This is a genomic window from Microbacterium pumilum, assembly GCF_039530225.1.
Lineage (GTDB): Bacteria > Actinomycetota > Actinomycetes > Actinomycetales > Microbacteriaceae > Microbacterium > Microbacterium pumilum.
In genome coordinates, this window is sequence record NZ_BAAAOH010000001.1 from 1,192,830 (window position 1) to 1,211,384 (window position 18,555).

Sequence of the window (18,555 nt, forward strand, 5' to 3'; positions counted from 1 at the left end):
TCGCGGCGACTACTGAAACGCCTGCCAGCTGTCGATTCCGTGCCGTGAAGCCTGCGGCAGTGTACGGTCGCCCGGGCTCCGAGCAAGGGCTTTCGATGCTTCTATGTTTGTCAAGTTGTGTCTGGTCAAGCGTGATTTGCCGATGTGGCCTTGGTTGACCTCTATGCGTCGGGTCAGTCGTCGCGGAGGATCGCGTAAGGATCGCCGTCGTTGTCGAACCACGACGCGCCGTCGTCCTCATGGAGGATCACGGTTTGCGTGCTTGCGAGCGACTCCAGTCCTTCGGCATGTTCAAGTACGCCCCAGCCGTCCAGGTGCGCGAGCTCGCGAGCAGCCGAAGCGGCGTCTGGCACCGCGATTGATGCGTCTTCATCGGTGTCGTCGACCCACGCGCGCGCGTACGCGGCCCGGCCCGCGCTGATCAAGGCTGTCTCGTCGACCACGCGATAGTCCCACCGTCCGACGACGGTAAGAATGTCGCTGTCGTCTTCTTCTTCGTCCTCATCCTCTTCGTCGTCATCCCACCGGTCCGCGTCAAGGCCCAGCGGAAACGAGCCGCACCAGTCGAACTCGGCGTCATCGAACGCGACCGCTGCTGCATGAAGCTGCGCCGCTGACGGGACATATTGCGCGTGCTCCGCCTGACGACCGGTGCGCGTCAACGTCAGAGCGATGTGCTCGCGCAACGCATTCAGCAGTTCCTCACCGCGCGCAGAGTATGCCTCTCGCGCGGCTGTCGTCCACTGGGTTTCCGATTCGACGTCGTCAGTCACCCCAGAACTCTAGGCGAAGGCGTCAACGACTGACCGTCGAGAGCCTGACGCAAGAGCAATTCATGTGTTCCTTTCCTCCGACGGCGAGAGCGTAGCGGGGCGATGACGACTCCGTTCCTGTCGTTCGCTATTTGCAGACTCCGCTCTCCGCTGCGCTTCGAGCTCCGCTTATCAACCGCTCACTCGGGCACTCCGTCCTCACCTCCCCGCGTGATCAGCCGATTGTCGGAGCGAAGGTGACGCTCGAGGAGGATCCATCGGGTGCGCTTCCATAGAGCGCGTTGAGCGTGCGAAAGAGGTGTCGGGCGAGGTAGCGCTTGATGCAGCGTCGGACCTCGCGTCGGGTGCGACCTTCGGCGATGCGCTTGTCGAGGTAGGCCTTGGTGGCGGGGTCGCGGCTCATCCGCGTGATCGCAATGTAGTGCAGTGCCTTGTTCAGGCGCCGGTCTCCGCCCCGGTTCAGGCGGTGCCGGGTCGTGTTGCCGCTCGATGCGGGGATGGGGTTGACGCCGGCGAGAGACGCGAACGCGGTGTCGTTTCGGACTCTGCCGGGGTGGGACCAGGCGGTGATGACGACCGCCGCGGTGTATGCGCCGATCCCGGTCTCGTTCAGCAGCGGCGCGGCGGGGCTCGCGGTGATGAGTTCGCTCAGACGCGCATGGTTCGCGATCAGCGTGTCGTGCAGGTCCCGGATCCGCCGGGCCAGTCGGATGGCCTCGTCTCGCGCGGTAGCGAGGGCGAGCGGCTCGGCGCGGTGCTGCCATCGCGATACCTGACCGATCTGGCCCATGAACAGGGGCTTACGGGCGTCGATGCCGAGGTCGTTGGATCGCAGCAGTGCGGTCAGCGCATTGATGTTCACTGTCTTCTCCACGGCCATCTGGTCGCGGGCAGATACCAGCACGCGCAGCGCCTGGCGGGTCCCATCATCGGCGCGGGGACGGCGCAACCGGTCCTCTTCCAGAGGCAGCACGGCGGATGCGATAGCGCGCGCGTCCAGCGGGTCGGACTTGCCGACCCCGCGGCGGGCCTTCGCGCTAATCCGGGGCGCCTCGACCACCTCGTATCCGGCCCCGGCGACTGAGCGGGCAAGTCTCGCTCCGTAGGTGGCGACGCCCTCGATCGCCCAGAGGGCTTCCGCGTCACCTCGGGTCAGGCGACCGGTCCAGCCGATCGCGCGGGCGATGCCCGGCGGGGTGGTGGGGAACTGCTCGCAACCCAGCAGCTGCCCCGACGCCGTGTCGATGACGGCATAGGTGTGTGTCTTCGCGTGGGTATCCACGCCGATGACGAACGGGTCAGAAAACGCGACGATGGTCATTGCGGACCGATCCTTCCTCGATGGAACACACGGCTCGGCCGCGCGGCGGCCGGCGCCGGCCCGGGAGGAAATCACTTCGAGGCAACACTGTGACGGGCCACGACCCCTGAAGGGTCGAGCAGGCTTCTAATCAGGCCATCGACGTGGGCCGGAGGCGCCGGCCGCCCTCGCCCGGACGGACAGATCGAAAGAAAGGCCAACAAAGGGCCAGCGGCATATCGAGCCACGACCGGACGAAGACGACCAACGCCAACCCTGCCAGCCAGTCCCAGACCAGCCAAGGTCAAGACTCACAGCGCCATATCCTCGGTCCTCCGCTGCGCTCCGGTCCTCCGGTATTGCACGGTCCCTTGCACTCCTCCCGCCCTCCCTTCAGACGACAAGTCGCCTTCACGGCACAAAACCGAAAGGGAGATAAAAGGTGAACAGCAACGGCAGCATCGAGCATGTCGACCCGCAGGTCCTCGTCATCGAGGACAATATGTGATCCGAGGTGCCGATCGACAAGGGCTTCGTGGACAGCATCCGATCCAACGGGATGCTGACTCACAACCAGCCTGGCGAAGAGGGGATCCGCGGAATTTCAAGGCAGAGCAACTCCGGGAAAGCCACGAAAGGCATCTCTAAAACTGACGGAGGTTGTTGACAGTTGGGTCTTCCGATTGGGAGGAAGATTCCATGTCAGACAGGGAGCTCGAACGTCGGGCGAATCACAAGCTCGCGGTGCTGCGACACGTCGAGGAAGTCAGCTTCAACGTCGCCGCGACGTGCCGGTACTACGGGATCAGCCGGCAGGCCTACTACGGCTGGAAGCGACGATACGAGGCAGAGGGGTTTGAGGGGCTGAAGGACCGCTCCAGCGCCCCGCACCACCAGCCGACGAAGACGGACCGCGACGTGGTCGAGAAGATCCTCTGGTTGCGGCAGCAATACCATTTCGGGCCGCAGAAAATCTCGATGTACCTGGCCAGGTACCACGACGTCACGATCAGCGCGTCCGGGGTCTGGCGGATCCTGCACAAGCTCGGCCTGGGCCGGCTGCCGACCTCGCAACGCTACAAGCGCACCCAGACCCGGTGGAAGCGGTACGAGAAGCAGCGCCCCGGCCACGCGCTACAGGTGGACGTGAAGTTCATTGAGCCCTTGGGGCAGAAGGGGAAGAAGAAGCGGTACTACCAGTACACCGCGATCGACGACTGCACCCGCATCCGGGTACTGCGCGCCTACGAACGCAACGACCAGAAGACCGCGATCCAGTTCATCGACCACGTCCTCGCCAAGCTCCCGTTCCAGATCGAACGAGTCCAAACTGACAACGGTGCGGAGTTCGGGCAAGCGTTTCACTGGCACCTGCTCGATAAGGGCATCGACCACGTCAAGATCCGGCCCCGCACCCCACGCCTCAACGGCAAGGTGGAGAGGTCCCACCGGATCGACTCGGACGAGTTCTACAAGCTCCTCGAGGGCGAGGTCCTCGACGACACCCGCCTGTTCGCCGACCGACTCCAACAATGGGAAGACCACTACAACTACGATCGACCCCACGGCGCCCTCGGCGGCCAAACACCCTACGAGCGCCTCAAGCAGAAAGCAGCGGCCCCACTGTCATAGGGCTCCGTCAGTTGCACAGCCACGAAAGGCATCTGCTCACGGGTTCAAATCCCACCCTAACCACCAAAAAGCCCAGATCAGATGGCATTTCTACTTGTCATTGAGTGAGAGTGAGAAAGAACGCGTCCAGGGCGGGTCACGGAACACCCTACGAGTGGGATGCCTACGCCCGGGTACCGGCAGCGGGAATCTGACGGCGAGATCGGCCTTGAGGTATTAGTCGGAGGGTCGGAGCCGGCCGAAGGTGGCTGTGCCGCCGAGGGCGAGCTTGGACAGGACAGCAGGGCCCTGCTCTGCGGCGCACTCCGCAGTCACGCTGAAGTCGTCGGCTCGTCGACAGACCTGATTATGGCGACGCCGACCGCATAGAGCTAGTGCGACGGATTCTCGCCAGGAACCCTCGATGGTCGAGGGCTGGTTCACTGCACGGGTGTTCTCATGGCGACGTTGCGGCAGCGAGGAACACTCTCTCGATGGCCTCTGCGGTGGCTACATCCTCATCTTCGACGTCGTCGGCGACGGACTTGCTCTGAGCGGTCGCCAAAAGCGTTCCGATCTCGACTCCGCCGGGATTGACCGCGACGACAATCAACCCGGTCCTGCCCGACTCGAGCAGTCTCCCGAGCTCATCCAAGGTCGACTTGCGGATGCTCCGGTGGGAGTGACCGATGACCCATCCCGCGGCGGCCAGGATACCCGTCGCGAGTAGGGCTCTGGCGAGGGAGGCCACACGGGTGGGACGCGCGATGACTGCGAGGACGGCGCCGATCATCGCCCCGCCCATGGCCAGTTGCACTGCGGAGCCATCGCGCCGCTCAATCTTGAGCTTGCCTCGTAGGTCGTGTCCCACAACCGCGATCGCGAGGTGGTCGAACGCGCCTCGGTGATCTGCGCTCCGAATGGATCCGTAATCGCGAATGGCAGATGACCTGTCGGCGTATGTACCAACCGCGACGGTTACCGGCTTGGCGGGCATCGTGTTCCACCGCCCTCTCTGGATCATGGTGTTGACACCGAGCGGCTGTGCAGGATGCCTTGCCTCACGGCCATCCATCCATCCACTCCCTCGGCACGGTAGTCACGTCATCAAGTCGGCGCTTCATACACATGAGATGAACTGACTCGTCGGCCTCCCGGCATGCAGTCGAGACGAGCGTGCGCGGTGCACCGATGTGCTCCGCCTTGGATGGGTGGCCATTCGCCTTCAAGTTCTTGCCGTCCTCTTCTCGACGAGGACGGCGACAAGTCGTGGACGATCGTCTCGCGCGACTAATGTGCGCCGGCACGGCTCTTTGTGGAGCGGCGGTCGGTCAGTTGACAAGATCGACCGCGCGCCTGAGTCGGTTCGTGGCGGTCCAGAACGGCTAAAAGCTCCGTCTCACCCACCTCGAAGCCGACTACTTCCCTTCTGCCGTCGGCGGCGACACCTACTGAGCCCACATGCTTGGGACACCGCCGACGGCCGACCGGGGCCTTGCAGTAGGCGACATGAACCCTCGGAAACCAGGTCCGCACGCTCCCGGTTGTGCCACCATATCGGTGGGGTGGCATGCGATATATCGGCGATGGTTCCGTGGCGCGCGACGACGAGCCGGCCTTCGATCTCCTGGAGTCGAAGCTGGCGCGGCCCCCCGTGCGCCCCGGAATGGTGGAGCGGCGGTCGCTGCTGGAGCGCCTCGCCCAGCCGGACGGTGCCGCCGTCGTCTCGATCGTCGCGCCGGCGGGGTACGGCAAGACCACGCTTCTCAGCCAGTGGGCCGATCGTGACCCCCGCCCGTTCGCCTGGATCTCGGTGGATGAGAATGACAACGACCCCAAGATCCTGCTGAGCTATGTCGCGTCAGCGCTCGACCGCATCGAGCCGATCTCGCCAAGCGCGTTCGACGCGCTCAGGTCCCCCGCGAGCTCGGTCGCGGGCACGGTCGTTCCACGGCTTGGAGCCGCGCTGGCCGGGATCGGCCAGCCCGTCGTGATCGTGGTGGATGATGTGCACCTGGTGCACGACACCCAGGCGCGCGCTGCGCTGTCGGTGCTTGCGGAGCATGTTCCAGCAGGCTCTCAACTGGTGTTCGCGGGTCGGTCGGATCCTCCCGTGCGGGTTGCTCGACTGCGGGTGGAAGGCCGACTGCTCGAGATCGGCAGACGCGATCTCGAGCTCACCGTCGAGCAGGCGGGCGCGCTGTTGGCCGGCGCACACGCCAAGGTGCGCGATGAGGACATTGTTGCGCTGCATCGCAGCACGGAGGGGTGGCCGGTCGGACTCTATCTGGCGGCGCTCTATATCCGCGAGGGTGGGGATTCTGACACGATGCCCACGCGCTTCAGCGGGAGCGACAGGCTCGTGGGCGAGTACGTCGAATCGGAGTTCCTCGAGCGGATGTCCCAAGGGCGCCGGACATTCTTGACGCGAGCATCGGCGCTGGATCGGATGTCGGCATCCCTCTGCGAAGCTGTGCTGGATGTGCCGGGTGCCGCCGGGTCGTTCGAAGTGCTGTCGAAGTCGCACCTCCTCCTCGTTCCACTCGACCGCGAGGGGCATTGGTATCGCTTCCATCACCTCTTCCGAGACATGCTGCGCGCCGAGTTGACCCGACATGAGCCCGACATGCTCCCGGCCATCCGGCGACGCGCCGCAGCATGGTGCCTGGAGCATGATCGGCCGGAGGAAGCGATGGAGTACTCGATCCTGGCGGACGACGTGGACACTGCGGCCCGCCTGCTCCAGACGCTCTGGAGTCCGGTCCATCGTCGCGGCCAGATCGCGACGCTGCAGCGTTGGTTCGACTGGCTCGACGAGCGACATGGCATCGACCGGTACCCGCTCAACGCGATGAATGCCGCCTTCCTGGCGATGACCACGGGACGCGCGCCGGCCGCCGAGCGCTGGATGGCGGCGGTCGATCGCTGGGAGTCGAGCGTGTCCGGCTCTCTCGATGCATACACAGCGGGGATGGCGGCCACCCTTCATGCCTTGGCGTGCAGAGATGGAGTTGATCGCATGCGCCAGGATGCCGACGAAGCCGCACGTCTGCTGGCCAAGGTCGACTTCCAGGGAGCGATTACGCCGCTCCTCCGGGGCGCCGCTTGCGTGCTGCTCGGTGAGCTCGATGACGCCGAGGCCTTGTTTGCGGACGCGGCGAGTCTATCTCCCAAGAATCAGTCCATCGACGTCCTCGCCATGGTGCGCTGCCAGCAGGCGATCGTGGCGATCGCCCGCAAGGACTGGGCAGCAGCTGAGGCGTTCACCCACCAGGCACAAGCCGCCCTTCGCGAGGCAGGTGTGGAGCACTCCTATGCCGCGGCCTTCACACAGGCGCTGTGGGCTCGCATGCGACAGCATCGCGGCGAGATCGCGGCTGCGCGCGACGCGCTCGCGATGGCACTCCGGCTGCGTCCCATCCTCACTTACGTGCTCCCCGACCGCGCAGTCCAGTGCCGCTTGCTGATCGCGCGCGTCCAGCTGGCACTCGACGATCTCGCGGGGGCCCGGACCGTGATGCGCGAGGTCGATGAGATCCTGAAGCGACGGCCGCAGCTGGGCGTCCTGGTCTCGGAGGCCGACGAGCTGCGACGTCACCTAGACGCGCAGCGCGATGTCGCTCCCGAGGGGGCGACATCGCTCACCAGCGCCGAGCTGCGGGTGCTGCCGTTGCTGGCGACACACCTGACCTATTCCGAGATCGCCTCGGAGCTGTTCGTCTCGAAGAACACCGTCAAGTCGCAGGCGTATTCTGTGTTCCGAAAGCTCGGAGCGAACTCCCGCGGTGAAGCGGTCATGCGGTCCCGGGAGCTCGCGCTTCTCGAAGCCTGACGGACGATCGTCACCTGTGAGCGGAGGCGAATAGTGACTCCTGCAACATCTGGCCCCAACCGGTCGCCGGCCGTCCGAAGCGGGATCAGAGGCGTGGTCGGCTTCCTCGTCGTCATGGAGTTCGGCAGCGGAATGCTGCAGGGCTGGTATCCACCTCTCCTGGGCGCGATCGGCACCGAGTTCGGCGTCTCACCGGCAGAGCTCAACTGGGTCGTGGCCGCATACCTGCTCGCCTCCGTGGTGTTCGTGCCGACCATCGGCAAACTTGGGGACCGCTACGGGCACAAGCGGCTCCTCACGATCACTGCCGCCACGGTCGCGCTCGGATCGATCACCGTCGCGACGGCCCCCACCTTCGGACTCCTGCTCGTCGGCCGCGTCCTCGAGGCGCCGCTCACGGCGACACTCGCGCTCGAGTTCGCGATCGTTCGCGACCGTGACGAGAAGTCAGCCGGCCGCTCGATTGGGAAGCTCGTGAGTGCGCTGACGCTGGGGGCCGCGTTCGGCGGCCTCGGTTCCGGACTCGCGTTCGGCGTGTTCAATGCATTGCGGCCGACACTCTGGGTGCCCGCGGTGTTTCTTCTGCTGTGCGTGCCCATCGTCTGGTTCCTCGTGCCGGAGTCAAACGTCCGCACGGAGGGCAGGATCGACTGGATCGGGGCCGGGCTGCTCAGCCTGGGGCTGGTCAGCGTTCTGACCGGGATCGCGAACGCCGCGACGTGGGGTTGGACGAACCCCGTCACCTGGGCCCTGGTAGCGGTAGGCGCCGCGGTGCTCGTGGTCTGGGTGTTGGCGGAGCGCCGGATCAGCCACCCGCTCGTCGACATCGGGGTCCTCGTGCAGCGAGGAATCGGGCTGCCACTGGTGATAGCGTTCATCTTCGGTGCACAGCTGTTCGGCAGTCAGACGGCCTCGTCGGTGTACATGCTGAGCGACCCGGATGTGATGGGATTCGGCCTTGGCGTCACCCCCGCCGCCGTCGGCACGTTCGTGCTCGCGCAAGCCGGCGCCGCCTTCGTATCAGCCCTGAATGGCTTCCGGCTCGCAGGGCGGATCGGCTCGAGGTCCACTGTCGCCGTCGGCGGCGTCCTCGTTGCGGCAAGCTATGTGATGCTCATACTCGCGCCGGCGTCACTCGTCGGGTTCTACGCCGCGTGGGCGGTCCGTGGCCTCGGCAATGGCCTTGTCATCTCGGTACTGCCGGCGATCATCGTCAAGCGAGCACCTGCGGACTCCGTCGGCATCGCGTCCGCGCTCTACACGACCTCCCGCACCGCAGCCGGTGCGGTTGCGGGGGCGGTGTTCGCCCTCGTGATGTCCAGCTTCCTCATGACGGTCGGAACCGGAGCCGGGGCGACGACGACGACATCGTTCACCGGGTACCTCGCGGTCTGGGGGATCTGCGCGGGACTGGGTCTCGTGGTGGCCATCCTCGCTCTTGTCATCAGGGAGCCGGTCGAGGCGGTCCGGCTGACGGCTGCCTGAGCGAGCGGTCCCGCAAAGGCCAGGGTGCATTTCATCTCATCGGTATGAAGCTCGCATCCGCGGGCGGTTCTAGCGTGCACAACGTAGGCGCTGGAGTTCCGATCAGCATCTGAAGCTGTCGGGTTCAGCTGCCCGCGAACAATCACGGGTGGGAAAGGTGACTGAGATGGCCGATAAGCAGCCGAACATCGTGGTGTTCTTCTGGGACAACTTCGGGTGGGGTGAGCTGGGATGCTATGGCGGTGGTGTGCTCCGCGGAGCGCCGACGCCGAGGATTGACAAGTTCGCGAGCGAGGGGCTCAAGCTCCTCAACTTCAACGTCGAGGCGCAGTGCACCCCGAGCCGCTCCGCGATCCTGACGGGTCGGCATCCCGTGCGCTCTGGAACGCACAGCGTCGCGATGGCGCCGCCGGACGGCCTCACGCGCTGGGAGATCACGACCGCGCAGGCTCTGTCCGATGCCGGGTACGCGACCGGGATGTGGGGCAAGTGGCATCTGGGCAGCGACCCCGAGAATCGGAGCCCGGTGGACTTCGGATTCGACGAGGCCGTGTGGTCGCCCCGGACCGCGGACGAGGTGCTGTGGACGACGCAGTCGTACTTCCCCAACGGCAACGTCACCGCGAAGCCTTACGCCGGAGAGATGGAGATCCCGATCGAGCCGGAGACCATCTACTCGCGCAAGAAGGGCGAGGACCCCGTGCCCGTGTCCGTGTATGACGCGGAGTTCCGGGCGGGTTTCGACCGGAAGATCACCGAGTGGGCGATCGACTTCATGAATCGTTCGCACAAGGACGACAAGCCGTTCTACATGTATCTGCCTTACACGCAGGTGCACATCCCGCCGATTCCCGACCCCGAGTACGTGGGCAAGACCAAGCGCGGCAACTGGGCGGACATCCTCACCCAGATGGATGACTTCACGGGTCGCGTGCTCGACGAGCTCGACAAGCTCGGCATCGCCGACGACACGATCGTGGTCTGGGCCTCTGACAACGGCGCGGACTCCACGTATCACGCGCCCGCGAGCGACCCGGATCCGTTGGGCGCGCAGTGGAACGGTTTCTCGGGGCCGTGGCGCGGCTCGCTGTTCACCGCGCTGGAGGGCTCGAACCGGACTCCGTGCATGATCCGCTGGCCGGGCAATGTGGCGGCTGGGCGCGTCAGCAACGAGCTGGTCCACGAGGTGGACCTCTTCACGACGCTCGTGCTCGCCGGAGGCGGAACCGTGCCGAACGATCGGGCAATCGACGGCATGGACATGCGCGACTTCCTCCTCGGGGATGCGGAGGAGTCCGGTCGTGAGACGATTCTCTGCTTCAATGCCAACCGGCTGCAGGCGATCAAGTGGCGCCAGTGGAAAGCACACCTGTTCCAGCAGGACGACTTCTACTCGACATGGGTGCCGTACAGCATCCCGCACATCTTCAACCTCGAATGGGATCCGCGCGAGGAGAATCAGGTCGACTTCCCGCACTTCTGGGTCGCACACCCGATGGCTGCCGCGGCCGCCGCGTTCCTGAAGTCCCTCGCGATGGAGCCGCCGATCAAACCGGGGACGCCAGATCCGTACACGCCGCCGGCACCCGGACAACTCGTACCGCAGGAGCATCTGCAGATCGGCCCCATCGTGCAGTACATCACCACGCTGCACCACCCGGATCCGGCGCCGATGGAGCTGAAGGACCACCAGCCGGACCACGGCATGGGTGCACACCAAGGCGCCTGAGCTCACACCACGAGAGGCTGACGATCATGAGCGACGGGCCCCAGGGCCTCACGGATGCCGGGGCCGGCGCGCGCGCCGGCTCCGGGGGGGAAATCGCCATCCTCCTCGAGTGCTTCAACACCAAGAAGGGCGCGGGCGAGGCCCGCAAGGGGCTGGATGCCGGGCTGAAGGCCAAGGGCGGAACCCTGCTCGACAGCGTCGTGCTCGAGGTCGACGCCAAGCGCAGGGCGGCCGTGCACGACCCACGCCGGGTTCTGCTGGGCACCCTGACCGCGGCCCTCACATGGGGGCTGTTCGGCCTCATCGCCGGTGGATGGAGTGGGCTCGCGGTGTGGGCGGTGCTGGGTGCGATCTGCGGCGGGCTGTGGGCGTATTACACCGAGCACCAGCTGAGCAAGAACGAGCTCACGCGGATCGGCGCCCGGCTGCCGGCGAACTCGTCGGCTCTCGCCACTTTCGCGGAGACGCGGGATGCTGCCGCGCTTCTCGCGGTCGCCGCCTCCCACGCGCCGGTGACCGCGAGTGTGGCCGCGATCGGCGCCGACCTGGGCGCCAAGGTCTATGTCGGTGGATCGAGCCCCATCGAGTCGTCTTCATCTACGGGCAAGGGCGGCCTCCCTCTGGATCAAGCCGCGCTGACGTCGATGGTGGTGTTCCGATACCCGGATGCGGACACGGCGAAGCTCATCGCCGATGATTCCGCATCCGGCAAGGGGTCGAGGCCGCCGCTCGATATCGAGCTGATCTTCCGCTCCGATCCTGACGGCCGCCGGCACGTCACGTCGCCGACGTACGGCGCCGCGGCCAACTCGCTCCAGTCCCTGATCAGCTGGGCGGCTTTCGGGCTCGTATACGGCGCCATCGTCGGCGTGGTCTCCGGGGGCGGCGTGCTCGGCATGCTCCAGAATGCCCTGGTCGTCGGGGTGCTGTGGGGTCTGTTCGGAATCGTCGCCGGGGCCCTGTTCGGGCTGTGGGCGGGCCGCGGGGTCTCCGCCCGGCGACTGCGGAGCGTGGGTGCGCTGCTGGCGCCGAACTCATCCATCCTGCTCGCGTGGACCGACCGAGCGGTCGACCAGGCGACGCTCGACCGGTACCTGCGGCCGGGCGCGCAGCGCCTCGTGCTGCGATTCAATCCCGTGCCCGGCGGCGCCCTGCTGGAAGCCGCCTAAGAACCGCCAAGGGGGACACCACAATGATGGACATCTTGATGAGCGCCCAGCCGATCGACTTCGGCGGGTGGAAGTGGACCGGCGACTTCACGACGCTCGACCTGATCGCCGCAGGGACCAACGCCCTGAACGGGGCGCTGCTTGCGAGACGCCCTGACCACTACAAGAACTTCACGGTTATCGGCATCTTCGGTATGGCCTTCCTGATGGGCCTCGGGGGAGGCATCACGCGCGACGTGATCGTCAACGAGGTGCCTGGAGCCTTGACCAACCCGGCATACATCACGGTCGCCTTCGTCTGCGGGCTCATCGGCTATCTGCTGGCGTATGGCAAGGGCCAGATGTTCCGTGAGGGCCTGTTCCAGTTCGTGACGTCGTTCTCGCTTCCGCTGTATGCGATCGTCGGCGCGCAGAAGGGTGCCGCGGCCGGGCTTCCCGTGCTCGGCATCCTGGCCCTGGCCGTCATCGGCCCGACGTCCGGTCGCTGGTACGTCGATGTGTCCAGCGGCGTCACGCCCAAGCAGTTCATCCGCGGCGAGTGGTTCGTGAGCATCGCGGCGCTGACGGGCCTCATCTGGGTGATCTGCGACGCGGCGGGCCTGAACGTCTGGTGGTCGAGCGGCATTTCGTTCGTCATCGGCTACACGCTGCGCGTCGTCGCCCTGTACCGCGGCTGGGAGGAGCCGCTCGCGAAGGAGCCCGCCGGAGTCTACAAGCACGACGACGGCCGGCCGCTGCTCGGCCGCAAGCTCGCCGGCAAGTCGGAGCGCGAACTCCACGACCTCGGTCTCGTCGTCGCGAAAGACTCCGACACCGCGAAGTGAACCACCCGCGGCTGGCCTTGGCCGGCCCAGTCCGAAAGGGCGGAAATGGCCAAGAAGTTCAACGGCGTCATCAACCTGGACGTCCGGGACTCGGTACCTGACTGGGAGCCGTACACCCAGCCGAAGGCGCCGAAGGGCGCGCCGAACGTGCTATTCGTCGTGTGGGATGACACCGGGTTCGGCACGTTCAGCCCGTTCGGTGGCCCGGTCGAGATGCCTGTGATGCAGCGTCTCGCCGACAACGGGCTGCGGTTCACCCAGTTCCATACGACATCCATCTGCTCCCCGTCGCGCGCGGCCCTGCTCACCGGTCGCAACCACACGACTGTCGGGATGGCGTGCGTCGCGGAGGCCACCGAGGGGTTCCCCGGTATGAACGGGCACATCCCGTTCGAGACCGCTCTCATCGGGGAGGTGCTGGGGGAGCGCGGTTACAACACGTACATGCTCGGCAAGTGGCACTGCGTCGCCGACGACGAGACGAACATGGCCTCCACCAAGCGCAACTGGCCGACGGGTCGCGGCTTCGAGCGGTTCTACGGATTCCTCGGCGGCGAGACCAACCAGTACTACCCCGACCTCGTGCAGGACCAGCAGTTCGTCGAGCAGCCCGCCCAACCGGTGAGCGTGCAGGAATGGCAGGAGGGCAAAGAAGGGTACTTGCTCACGGCAGACCTCGTCGATCATGCGATCGCCATGATCAGCGACGCCAAGCAGATCGCGCCCGACAAGCCCTTCTTCATGTACTTCTGCCCTGGTGCCAACCACGCGCCGCACCAGCCCCCGAAGGCGTGGGCCGATAAGTACAAGGGCAGATTCGACGTGGGCTACGAGGCGATCCGTGAGCAGATCCTCGAGAACCAGAAGAAGCTGGGCGTCCTTCCCCAGGACACCGAGCTGTCGCCCATCAACCCGCTCATCGGGCTCACCGGGGCAGACGGCACGCCCTTCCCGGAAGGCGACACGGTTCGTCCGTGGGACAGCCTGTCGGATGACGAGAAGAAGCTGTTCACGCGCATGGCAGAGGTGTTCGCCGGGTTCGCGAGCTACGCCGACGATCAGGTCGGTCGTCTCATCGACTATCTGGAGCGCACCGGAGAGCTCGACAACACGATCCTCGTGATGATCTCCGACAACGGCGCCTCGGGCGAAGGCGGTCCGAACGGATCCGTCAACGAGAATGACTTCTTCAACAGCGTGCCCTCTCTGATGGCAGACAACCTGAAGCAGATCGAGATCCTCGGCTCGCCCGCGACCTACAACCACTATCCGACCGGATGGGCGCTGGCGTTCAACACCCCGTTCAAGCTGTTCAAGCGCCACACGTGGGAAGGCGGTGTGTGCGACCCCATGCTGGTGCACTGGCCCGCCGGCATCAGGGCCAAGGGCGAGCTGCGCGACCAATACGCGCACGTCACCGACATCGTGCCCACCGTGTTCGAGTGCCTCGACATCCAGCTGCCCGAGGTGGTGAAGGGGTACACGCAGTGGCCGCTGGAAGGGACGAGCTTCAAGTACGCGTTCGAGGATGCAGGAGCGAGGACCCAGAAGCCGAGCCAGTTCTACCAGATGCTGGGCACGCGGGCGCTCTGGCGCGACGGCTGGAAGGTCGACGCGCTGCATGCCGGCGCACCGTCCGGCTGGTCCCATTTCGAGCAGGACAAGTGGGCGCTCTATCACACGGATGTCGACCGGGCGGAGATGCATGACCTGGGCGATCAGCATCCCGAGCTGCGCGACGAGCTGATAGCGCTGTGGCACATGCAGGCCGGCCAGTTCTTCGGGCTTCCCCTCGAGGACCGTACGGCCCAGGAAGTGCTCACGATGGCGCGACCACAGCTGACGGCGCCGCGGGACAGGTATGTCTACTACCCCGGCACGCTCGAGGTGCCGGAGGCCGTCGCGGTGAGCGTCCGGGGGAGGTCGTTCAAGATCGCGGTGAATATCGAGATCGACTCCGAGAGTGCGGAGGGCGTGCTGTTCGCGCATGGCCATCTCTTCGGCGGGCATTCGCTGTACATCAAGGATCGGAAGCTGATCTACGTGTACAAGTTCCTCGGTGACACAGCGCAGGTCATCACGTCCGACATCGACGTGCCGCAGGGCCGTTGCGTGCTGGGTGTCGAATTCGTCAAAGACCACTTCGACCAGCTGCGCAACTCGCCTGTCCCAAACCAGTGCATCGGCGATGCCGCCATGTACATCGACGACAGGCAGGTCGGCGAGTACAAGAACATGGCCACGCAGCTCGGCAAATTCGCGCTCGCCGGTGAGGGACTCAACATCGGCCGCGATGGCGGGGCGCCGGTCACCTTCGACTACCCGGGAACGCAGCCTTGGGCGTTCACCGGAGGCACCATCGAGAACGTGGTCATCGACGTCTCAGGAGAGGGGTACCGAGACTACGAACTCGAGGTCGCCGCAATGATGAGCCGCGACTGACGAGGGCTCTCGGCAGCGCGGCACCGATCAAAGAGGGATACGACGATGACTGCACAGGATCTGTTCAACGCGCTCTTCAACGCAGGACTCGTGATCATGCTGCTCACGCTCGTCGCGAGCCTTGGAATGACGTTCAGCGTCAGGCAAGTGCTGCAGCCGCTCAGGAGGGTCTGGCTGCTGCTCGGCACGATCCTGGTCAACTCGGTGCTCGCCCCGCTCGTAGCCATCGGGGTCGGCTACCTGTTCCCGCTCAGCGCCGAGGCGCGTGTCGGCCTGGCGATCGTGACCGTCGCAGCAGCAGGACCGGCCGGGTTGAAGGCCTGTCAGTTCGCGAAGCGGGCCGACATGGCCATGGCGGTGTCGTTCACCATCGTCCTTCAGGTCGTGAACATCCTCGTCGCACCGCTGTGGGCCGTGGCCATCGTGACCGGGGCCAGCGTCAACCCGTGGAGCATCGTCGTCGACCTCCTGTTCCTCGTGCTGCTGCCGCTCATCGTCGGGTTGATCCTCCACAGCCGCTACCCCGACCATCGCGAGAGCTGGAAGGCGGGCCTCGAGAAGATCTCCGACATCGCGCTCTACGTCGCGCTCCTCGCAGGGCTGGCGGCCAACTGGGAGGCGGTGGTCACGATTCTCGGGACGTGGGTCATCCTGGCCTCGGTGGTGATCATCTTCGTGTACACCCTTCTCGGGTGGGTCGTCGCATTCCGCGACTCGACCGCGGCCGTCACCATCTCGATGATCTCCGCTATGCGCTTCACACCCATCGGGCTGGTCGTGATCTCGACGGTCCTTCACAGCGAAGGCTCGTATCTCACCCCAGCTCTCATGTTCGCCCTCATCGACACGGTGATCCCGTTCCTCATCGCAGCCGAGCTCGGCAGGCACTACACGCGGAAGTCCGCGGCGACCGCATCGGCGGCGAGGACCCGCGCGTCTGCCTGAGCAGCGGGTGTCGGGCGTCGACGTCTGGTCACGCCTGCGAAGGGTCGGCCGCGCGCCGAGCCATTCCGATGCCCTGGCGGTCGGGGATCAGCGCATCACCGCGCTGCGACTCGGGGAAGGCCGACGCTACCGCGTCGTCGAGCAGAGCCAACTGTCGGCGCAGCGGCGGCAGGCGGCGCTCGGGCAGATCGCCGATGAGCGCATCGAGCAGAGCGCGGAGGCGCCGAGCGATCTGATACTGGTTCGCGCCGAACTGGCGGATCTCATTCAGCGCGAGTTCGACGAGGTCCTCCCAGGTCGGGGTCGGGTACATGAGGCGCACGACCCCCTCGCGATCGGGGACGGCTCCGGCGGACAGGTGCTTGCCGGATGCGTACCGCAGCAGATCCTCGATCCTGTCGATGGACTGGACCGCCGTAGTCGGGTCGTTGACCGCGGGGGATAGGGCCTTGATGGCGACGTCCACCAGCATCCGGATCGCGAACGCGGGGTCGAAGTCAATCGTGCGCTCGTCGTCGAGGATCACGGATCGTCGCAGTCGCGCCTCGGGGAGGCGCTTGGTGCCGTAGACGCTGAGCAGCGAGCCGTTCGCCGGCACGTGGTCGCCGACCGCCTGCCGCATCTGGATGACCGCATCGCCTCTTTTCGCGAGTGCGACGAGCGCGACCTGATCGAGCGTGGCGATGACGGAGCCGACGGCGCCGGCGTAGATCGTCTGGATCGGGGTCTCGTTGCTCACTCGCTGAGCTGTCAGCTGAGCCCGTTCTGCATCGGATTGACTGGTCGGGTAGACGACGTCGAAGACTCGCCGTGCCGAGGCATCCACCTGCTGCACGACGTTCGCGACGCGAAGACCGTTCATCGTGCGCTCTATCAGCAGGAGGAACATGAGGATGCTGAGCAGGGTGAGCGCTGTGGCGGCGATCAACGACCGGGTGGGCGAAGGTGCTCCCGAGGCCGTGCTGATCTGCGCCGTCGAAGCCAGGGCGAAGAGGAATGTCGCGATGAAGGCGCTGAGTGAGAGGTTCAGCGTGCGGTCGCTGCGCAGCCAGCGCACCAGTCGAGGCGAGAACTCGCTCGTTCCGAACTGGACGATCAGCAGCACCACCGAGGTGACGAAGCCCGTGAAGGCCAGCATCCCGCTCGCGAGCGCCGACATGGTCACCTGGGCGCTCGCCGCGCTCACGCTGAATACGTCGGTCACGGGGTCTGCGGCATCCCATTGCGCGAGTGCGAAGCTCAGCAGCAGCGCGACCAGAGCGTAGATGGCCGGGAAGAAGAGCATGCTCGACATGAGCCGCTCCCAGAGCCGCCGGCCCCTGATGTTCCCCGGGATGTTCACGCCGCGGCCCGCATCTGAATCAGGCGTCGGTCACGCACCGGAAGCCCACGTGGGACATGGCGGTGTCTTCTGCCTGCGCAGAGCGTGCGGCCGGCCGGAACCGCAGGCAGTACTCCGGCGAGCACAGGAATGAACCACCCTTGAGCACGCGCCGTGCTGTGCGCTCGCCCTCGCGGGCGCTGGCGGTGGCGAGCAGATTCAGGCGCTTGCCCGGATCGACCGGCTCGTCACTGAGGGTGAGGTGCCGTGGGGTGTAGTAGTCGGACGTCCACTCCCAGACGTTGCCCATCATGTCGTGCAGACCGTACCCGTTGGCGGGGTACGAACCCACCGGCGCCGTGCCGCCGACTCCCTGGTTGTCGTACGGAAAGCGCCCGAGCCAAGAGTTCGCCTGGGGCACCCCGCCCGGGTACGGCTCGTCCCCCCACGCGAAGCGAGCACCGTCGACCCCGCCGCGGGCCGCGTATTCGTGCTCGACCTCCGTCGGCAGTCGCTTGCCCGCCCACGTCGCGTACGCTTCGACATCCTCGTAGGCGACATGAACGACCGGATGCCGCATCCTGTCGTCGATCGAGGATCCCGGGCCGAACGGCGCCCGCCAGCTGGCGCCCGGCTGCCACCGCCACCAGTTGCGCCAGTTTCGCAGATCGACGGGGCCCGCCGTGGGCGTGAAGACCATGGCGCCAGGCACGAGGTCCTGGGGCGAGGCGCCCGGCATGGCGGTGGCATCTATCGGTCGCTCCGCCACCGTCACGTAGCCGGTGTCGGCGACGAAGCGGTCGTAGTCCTCGTTCGTGACCTGGTACCGGTCCACGCGGAAGTCCGCGACGCAGCGCTCCACAACAGGCTGCTCGTCGGCATAGAACTCGTCGGAGCCCATGCGGAAGGTGCCGCCCGCGATGAGTACCATCTCACGATCGTCTCTTGCCACGTCTCACCTCGCGTCCAGTGTCGGGGTGGGGCGTTCCGCTCGCATCATGCGGATGAGATGAAGCGCCGGGATGCCGTCGAGATGGAGGCGGATTTCATCTCATCGGCATGATGCCGTCGACCATCGCCCCGGCATAGCGTGCCGAACGAACAGGCCGCACCTCGCCCTCGCA

13 protein-coding genes and 1 pseudogene are annotated in these 18,555 nt (G+C 65.9%); 8 read left to right on the plus strand and 6 right to left on the minus strand.

The annotated features are described in order from the left end of the window. Positions 1-173: 173 nt before the first annotated feature. Together ABD188_RS05415 and ABD188_RS05420 are read right to left on the minus strand one after the other, a co-directional pair. The gene (locus ABD188_RS05415; RefSeq protein ID WP_344059275.1) at positions 174-773 is read right to left on the minus strand and encodes a hypothetical protein; all 600 of its coding nucleotides are present in this window, start codon (positions 771-773) and stop codon (positions 174-176) included. Positions 774-987: 214 nt separating this feature from the next. After that, on the minus strand, positions 988-2,094 hold the full coding sequence (locus ABD188_RS05420) for an IS110 family RNA-guided transposase (RefSeq protein ID WP_344059277.1): 1,107 nt from the start codon (positions 2,092-2,094) through the stop codon (positions 988-990). 678 nt (positions 2,095-2,772) lie between these two features. Between ABD188_RS05420 and ABD188_RS05425 the strand changes: the two genes are divergently transcribed. After that, entirely contained in the window at positions 2,773-3,705 is a 933-nt protein-coding gene (locus tag ABD188_RS05425; protein ID WP_344059279.1) for an IS481 family transposase, read from the plus strand. A 436-nt stretch (positions 3,706-4,141) separates the two neighbouring features. Here ABD188_RS05425 and ABD188_RS05430 read toward each other — a convergent pair whose 3' ends face one another. Then, a complete protein-coding gene (locus tag ABD188_RS05430; RefSeq protein ID WP_344059280.1) occupies positions 4,142-4,501 on the minus strand; it encodes a hypothetical protein in 360 nt (119 codons plus the stop codon). A gap of 532 nt (positions 4,502-5,033) precedes the next feature. Next, a pseudogene (locus tag ABD188_RS20200) lies at positions 5,034-5,187 on the minus strand (IS256 family transposase); the annotation flags it as partial. A gap of 91 nt (positions 5,188-5,278) precedes the next feature. On the opposite strand from ABD188_RS20200, the gene ABD188_RS05435 reads away from it, so the two are divergent. The 7 genes from ABD188_RS05435 to ABD188_RS05465 all read left to right on the plus strand — a co-directional run bounded on the left by ABD188_RS05435 (position 5,279) and on the right by ABD188_RS05465 (position 16,110). Continuing rightward, on the plus strand, positions 5,279-7,516 hold the full coding sequence (locus ABD188_RS05435) for a winged helix-turn-helix domain-containing protein (RefSeq protein ID WP_344059282.1): 2,238 nt from the start codon (positions 5,279-5,281) through the stop codon (positions 7,514-7,516). Positions 7,517-7,609: 93 nt separating this feature from the next. After that, positions 7,610-9,001, plus strand: coding sequence for an MFS transporter (locus tag ABD188_RS05440; protein WP_344059284.1), 1,392 nt, complete (start codon positions 7,610-7,612; stop codon positions 8,999-9,001). Positions 9,002-9,167: 166 nt separating this feature from the next. Further along, a complete protein-coding gene (locus ABD188_RS05445) occupies positions 9,168-10,730 on the plus strand; it encodes a sulfatase-like hydrolase/transferase (protein WP_344059286.1) in 1,563 nt (520 codons plus the stop codon). 26 nt (positions 10,731-10,756) lie between these two features. Next, entirely contained in the window at positions 10,757-11,899 is a 1,143-nt protein-coding gene (locus tag ABD188_RS05450; protein WP_344059288.1) for a hypothetical protein, read from the plus strand. A gap of 38 nt (positions 11,900-11,937) precedes the next feature. Next, a complete protein-coding gene (locus ABD188_RS05455; protein ID WP_344059290.1) occupies positions 11,938-12,723 on the plus strand; it encodes a trimeric intracellular cation channel family protein in 786 nt (261 codons plus the stop codon). Positions 12,724-12,768: 45 nt separating this feature from the next. After that, the gene (locus ABD188_RS05460) at positions 12,769-15,165 is read left to right on the plus strand and encodes an arylsulfatase (protein ID WP_344059292.1); all 2,397 of its coding nucleotides are present in this window, start codon (positions 12,769-12,771) and stop codon (positions 15,163-15,165) included. A 45-nt stretch (positions 15,166-15,210) separates the two neighbouring features. Next, the gene (locus tag ABD188_RS05465) at positions 15,211-16,110 is read left to right on the plus strand and encodes a bile acid:sodium symporter family protein (RefSeq protein ID WP_344059294.1); all 900 of its coding nucleotides are present in this window, start codon (positions 15,211-15,213) and stop codon (positions 16,108-16,110) included. Between the two features lie 28 nt (positions 16,111-16,138). Here the strand turns inward: ABD188_RS05465 and ABD188_RS05470 are convergent, their stop codons facing one another. Both ABD188_RS05470 and ABD188_RS05475 read right to left on the minus strand, forming a co-directional pair. Then, complete coding sequence (locus tag ABD188_RS05470) at positions 16,139-17,404, minus strand: DUF2254 domain-containing protein (RefSeq protein WP_344059296.1); 1,266 nt, start codon at positions 17,402-17,404, stop codon at positions 16,139-16,141. Positions 17,405-17,471: 67 nt separating this feature from the next. Beyond that, positions 17,472-18,362, minus strand: coding sequence for a formylglycine-generating enzyme family protein (locus ABD188_RS05475; RefSeq protein ID WP_344059298.1), 891 nt, complete (start codon positions 18,360-18,362; stop codon positions 17,472-17,474). Positions 18,363-18,555 lie beyond the last annotated feature (193 nt).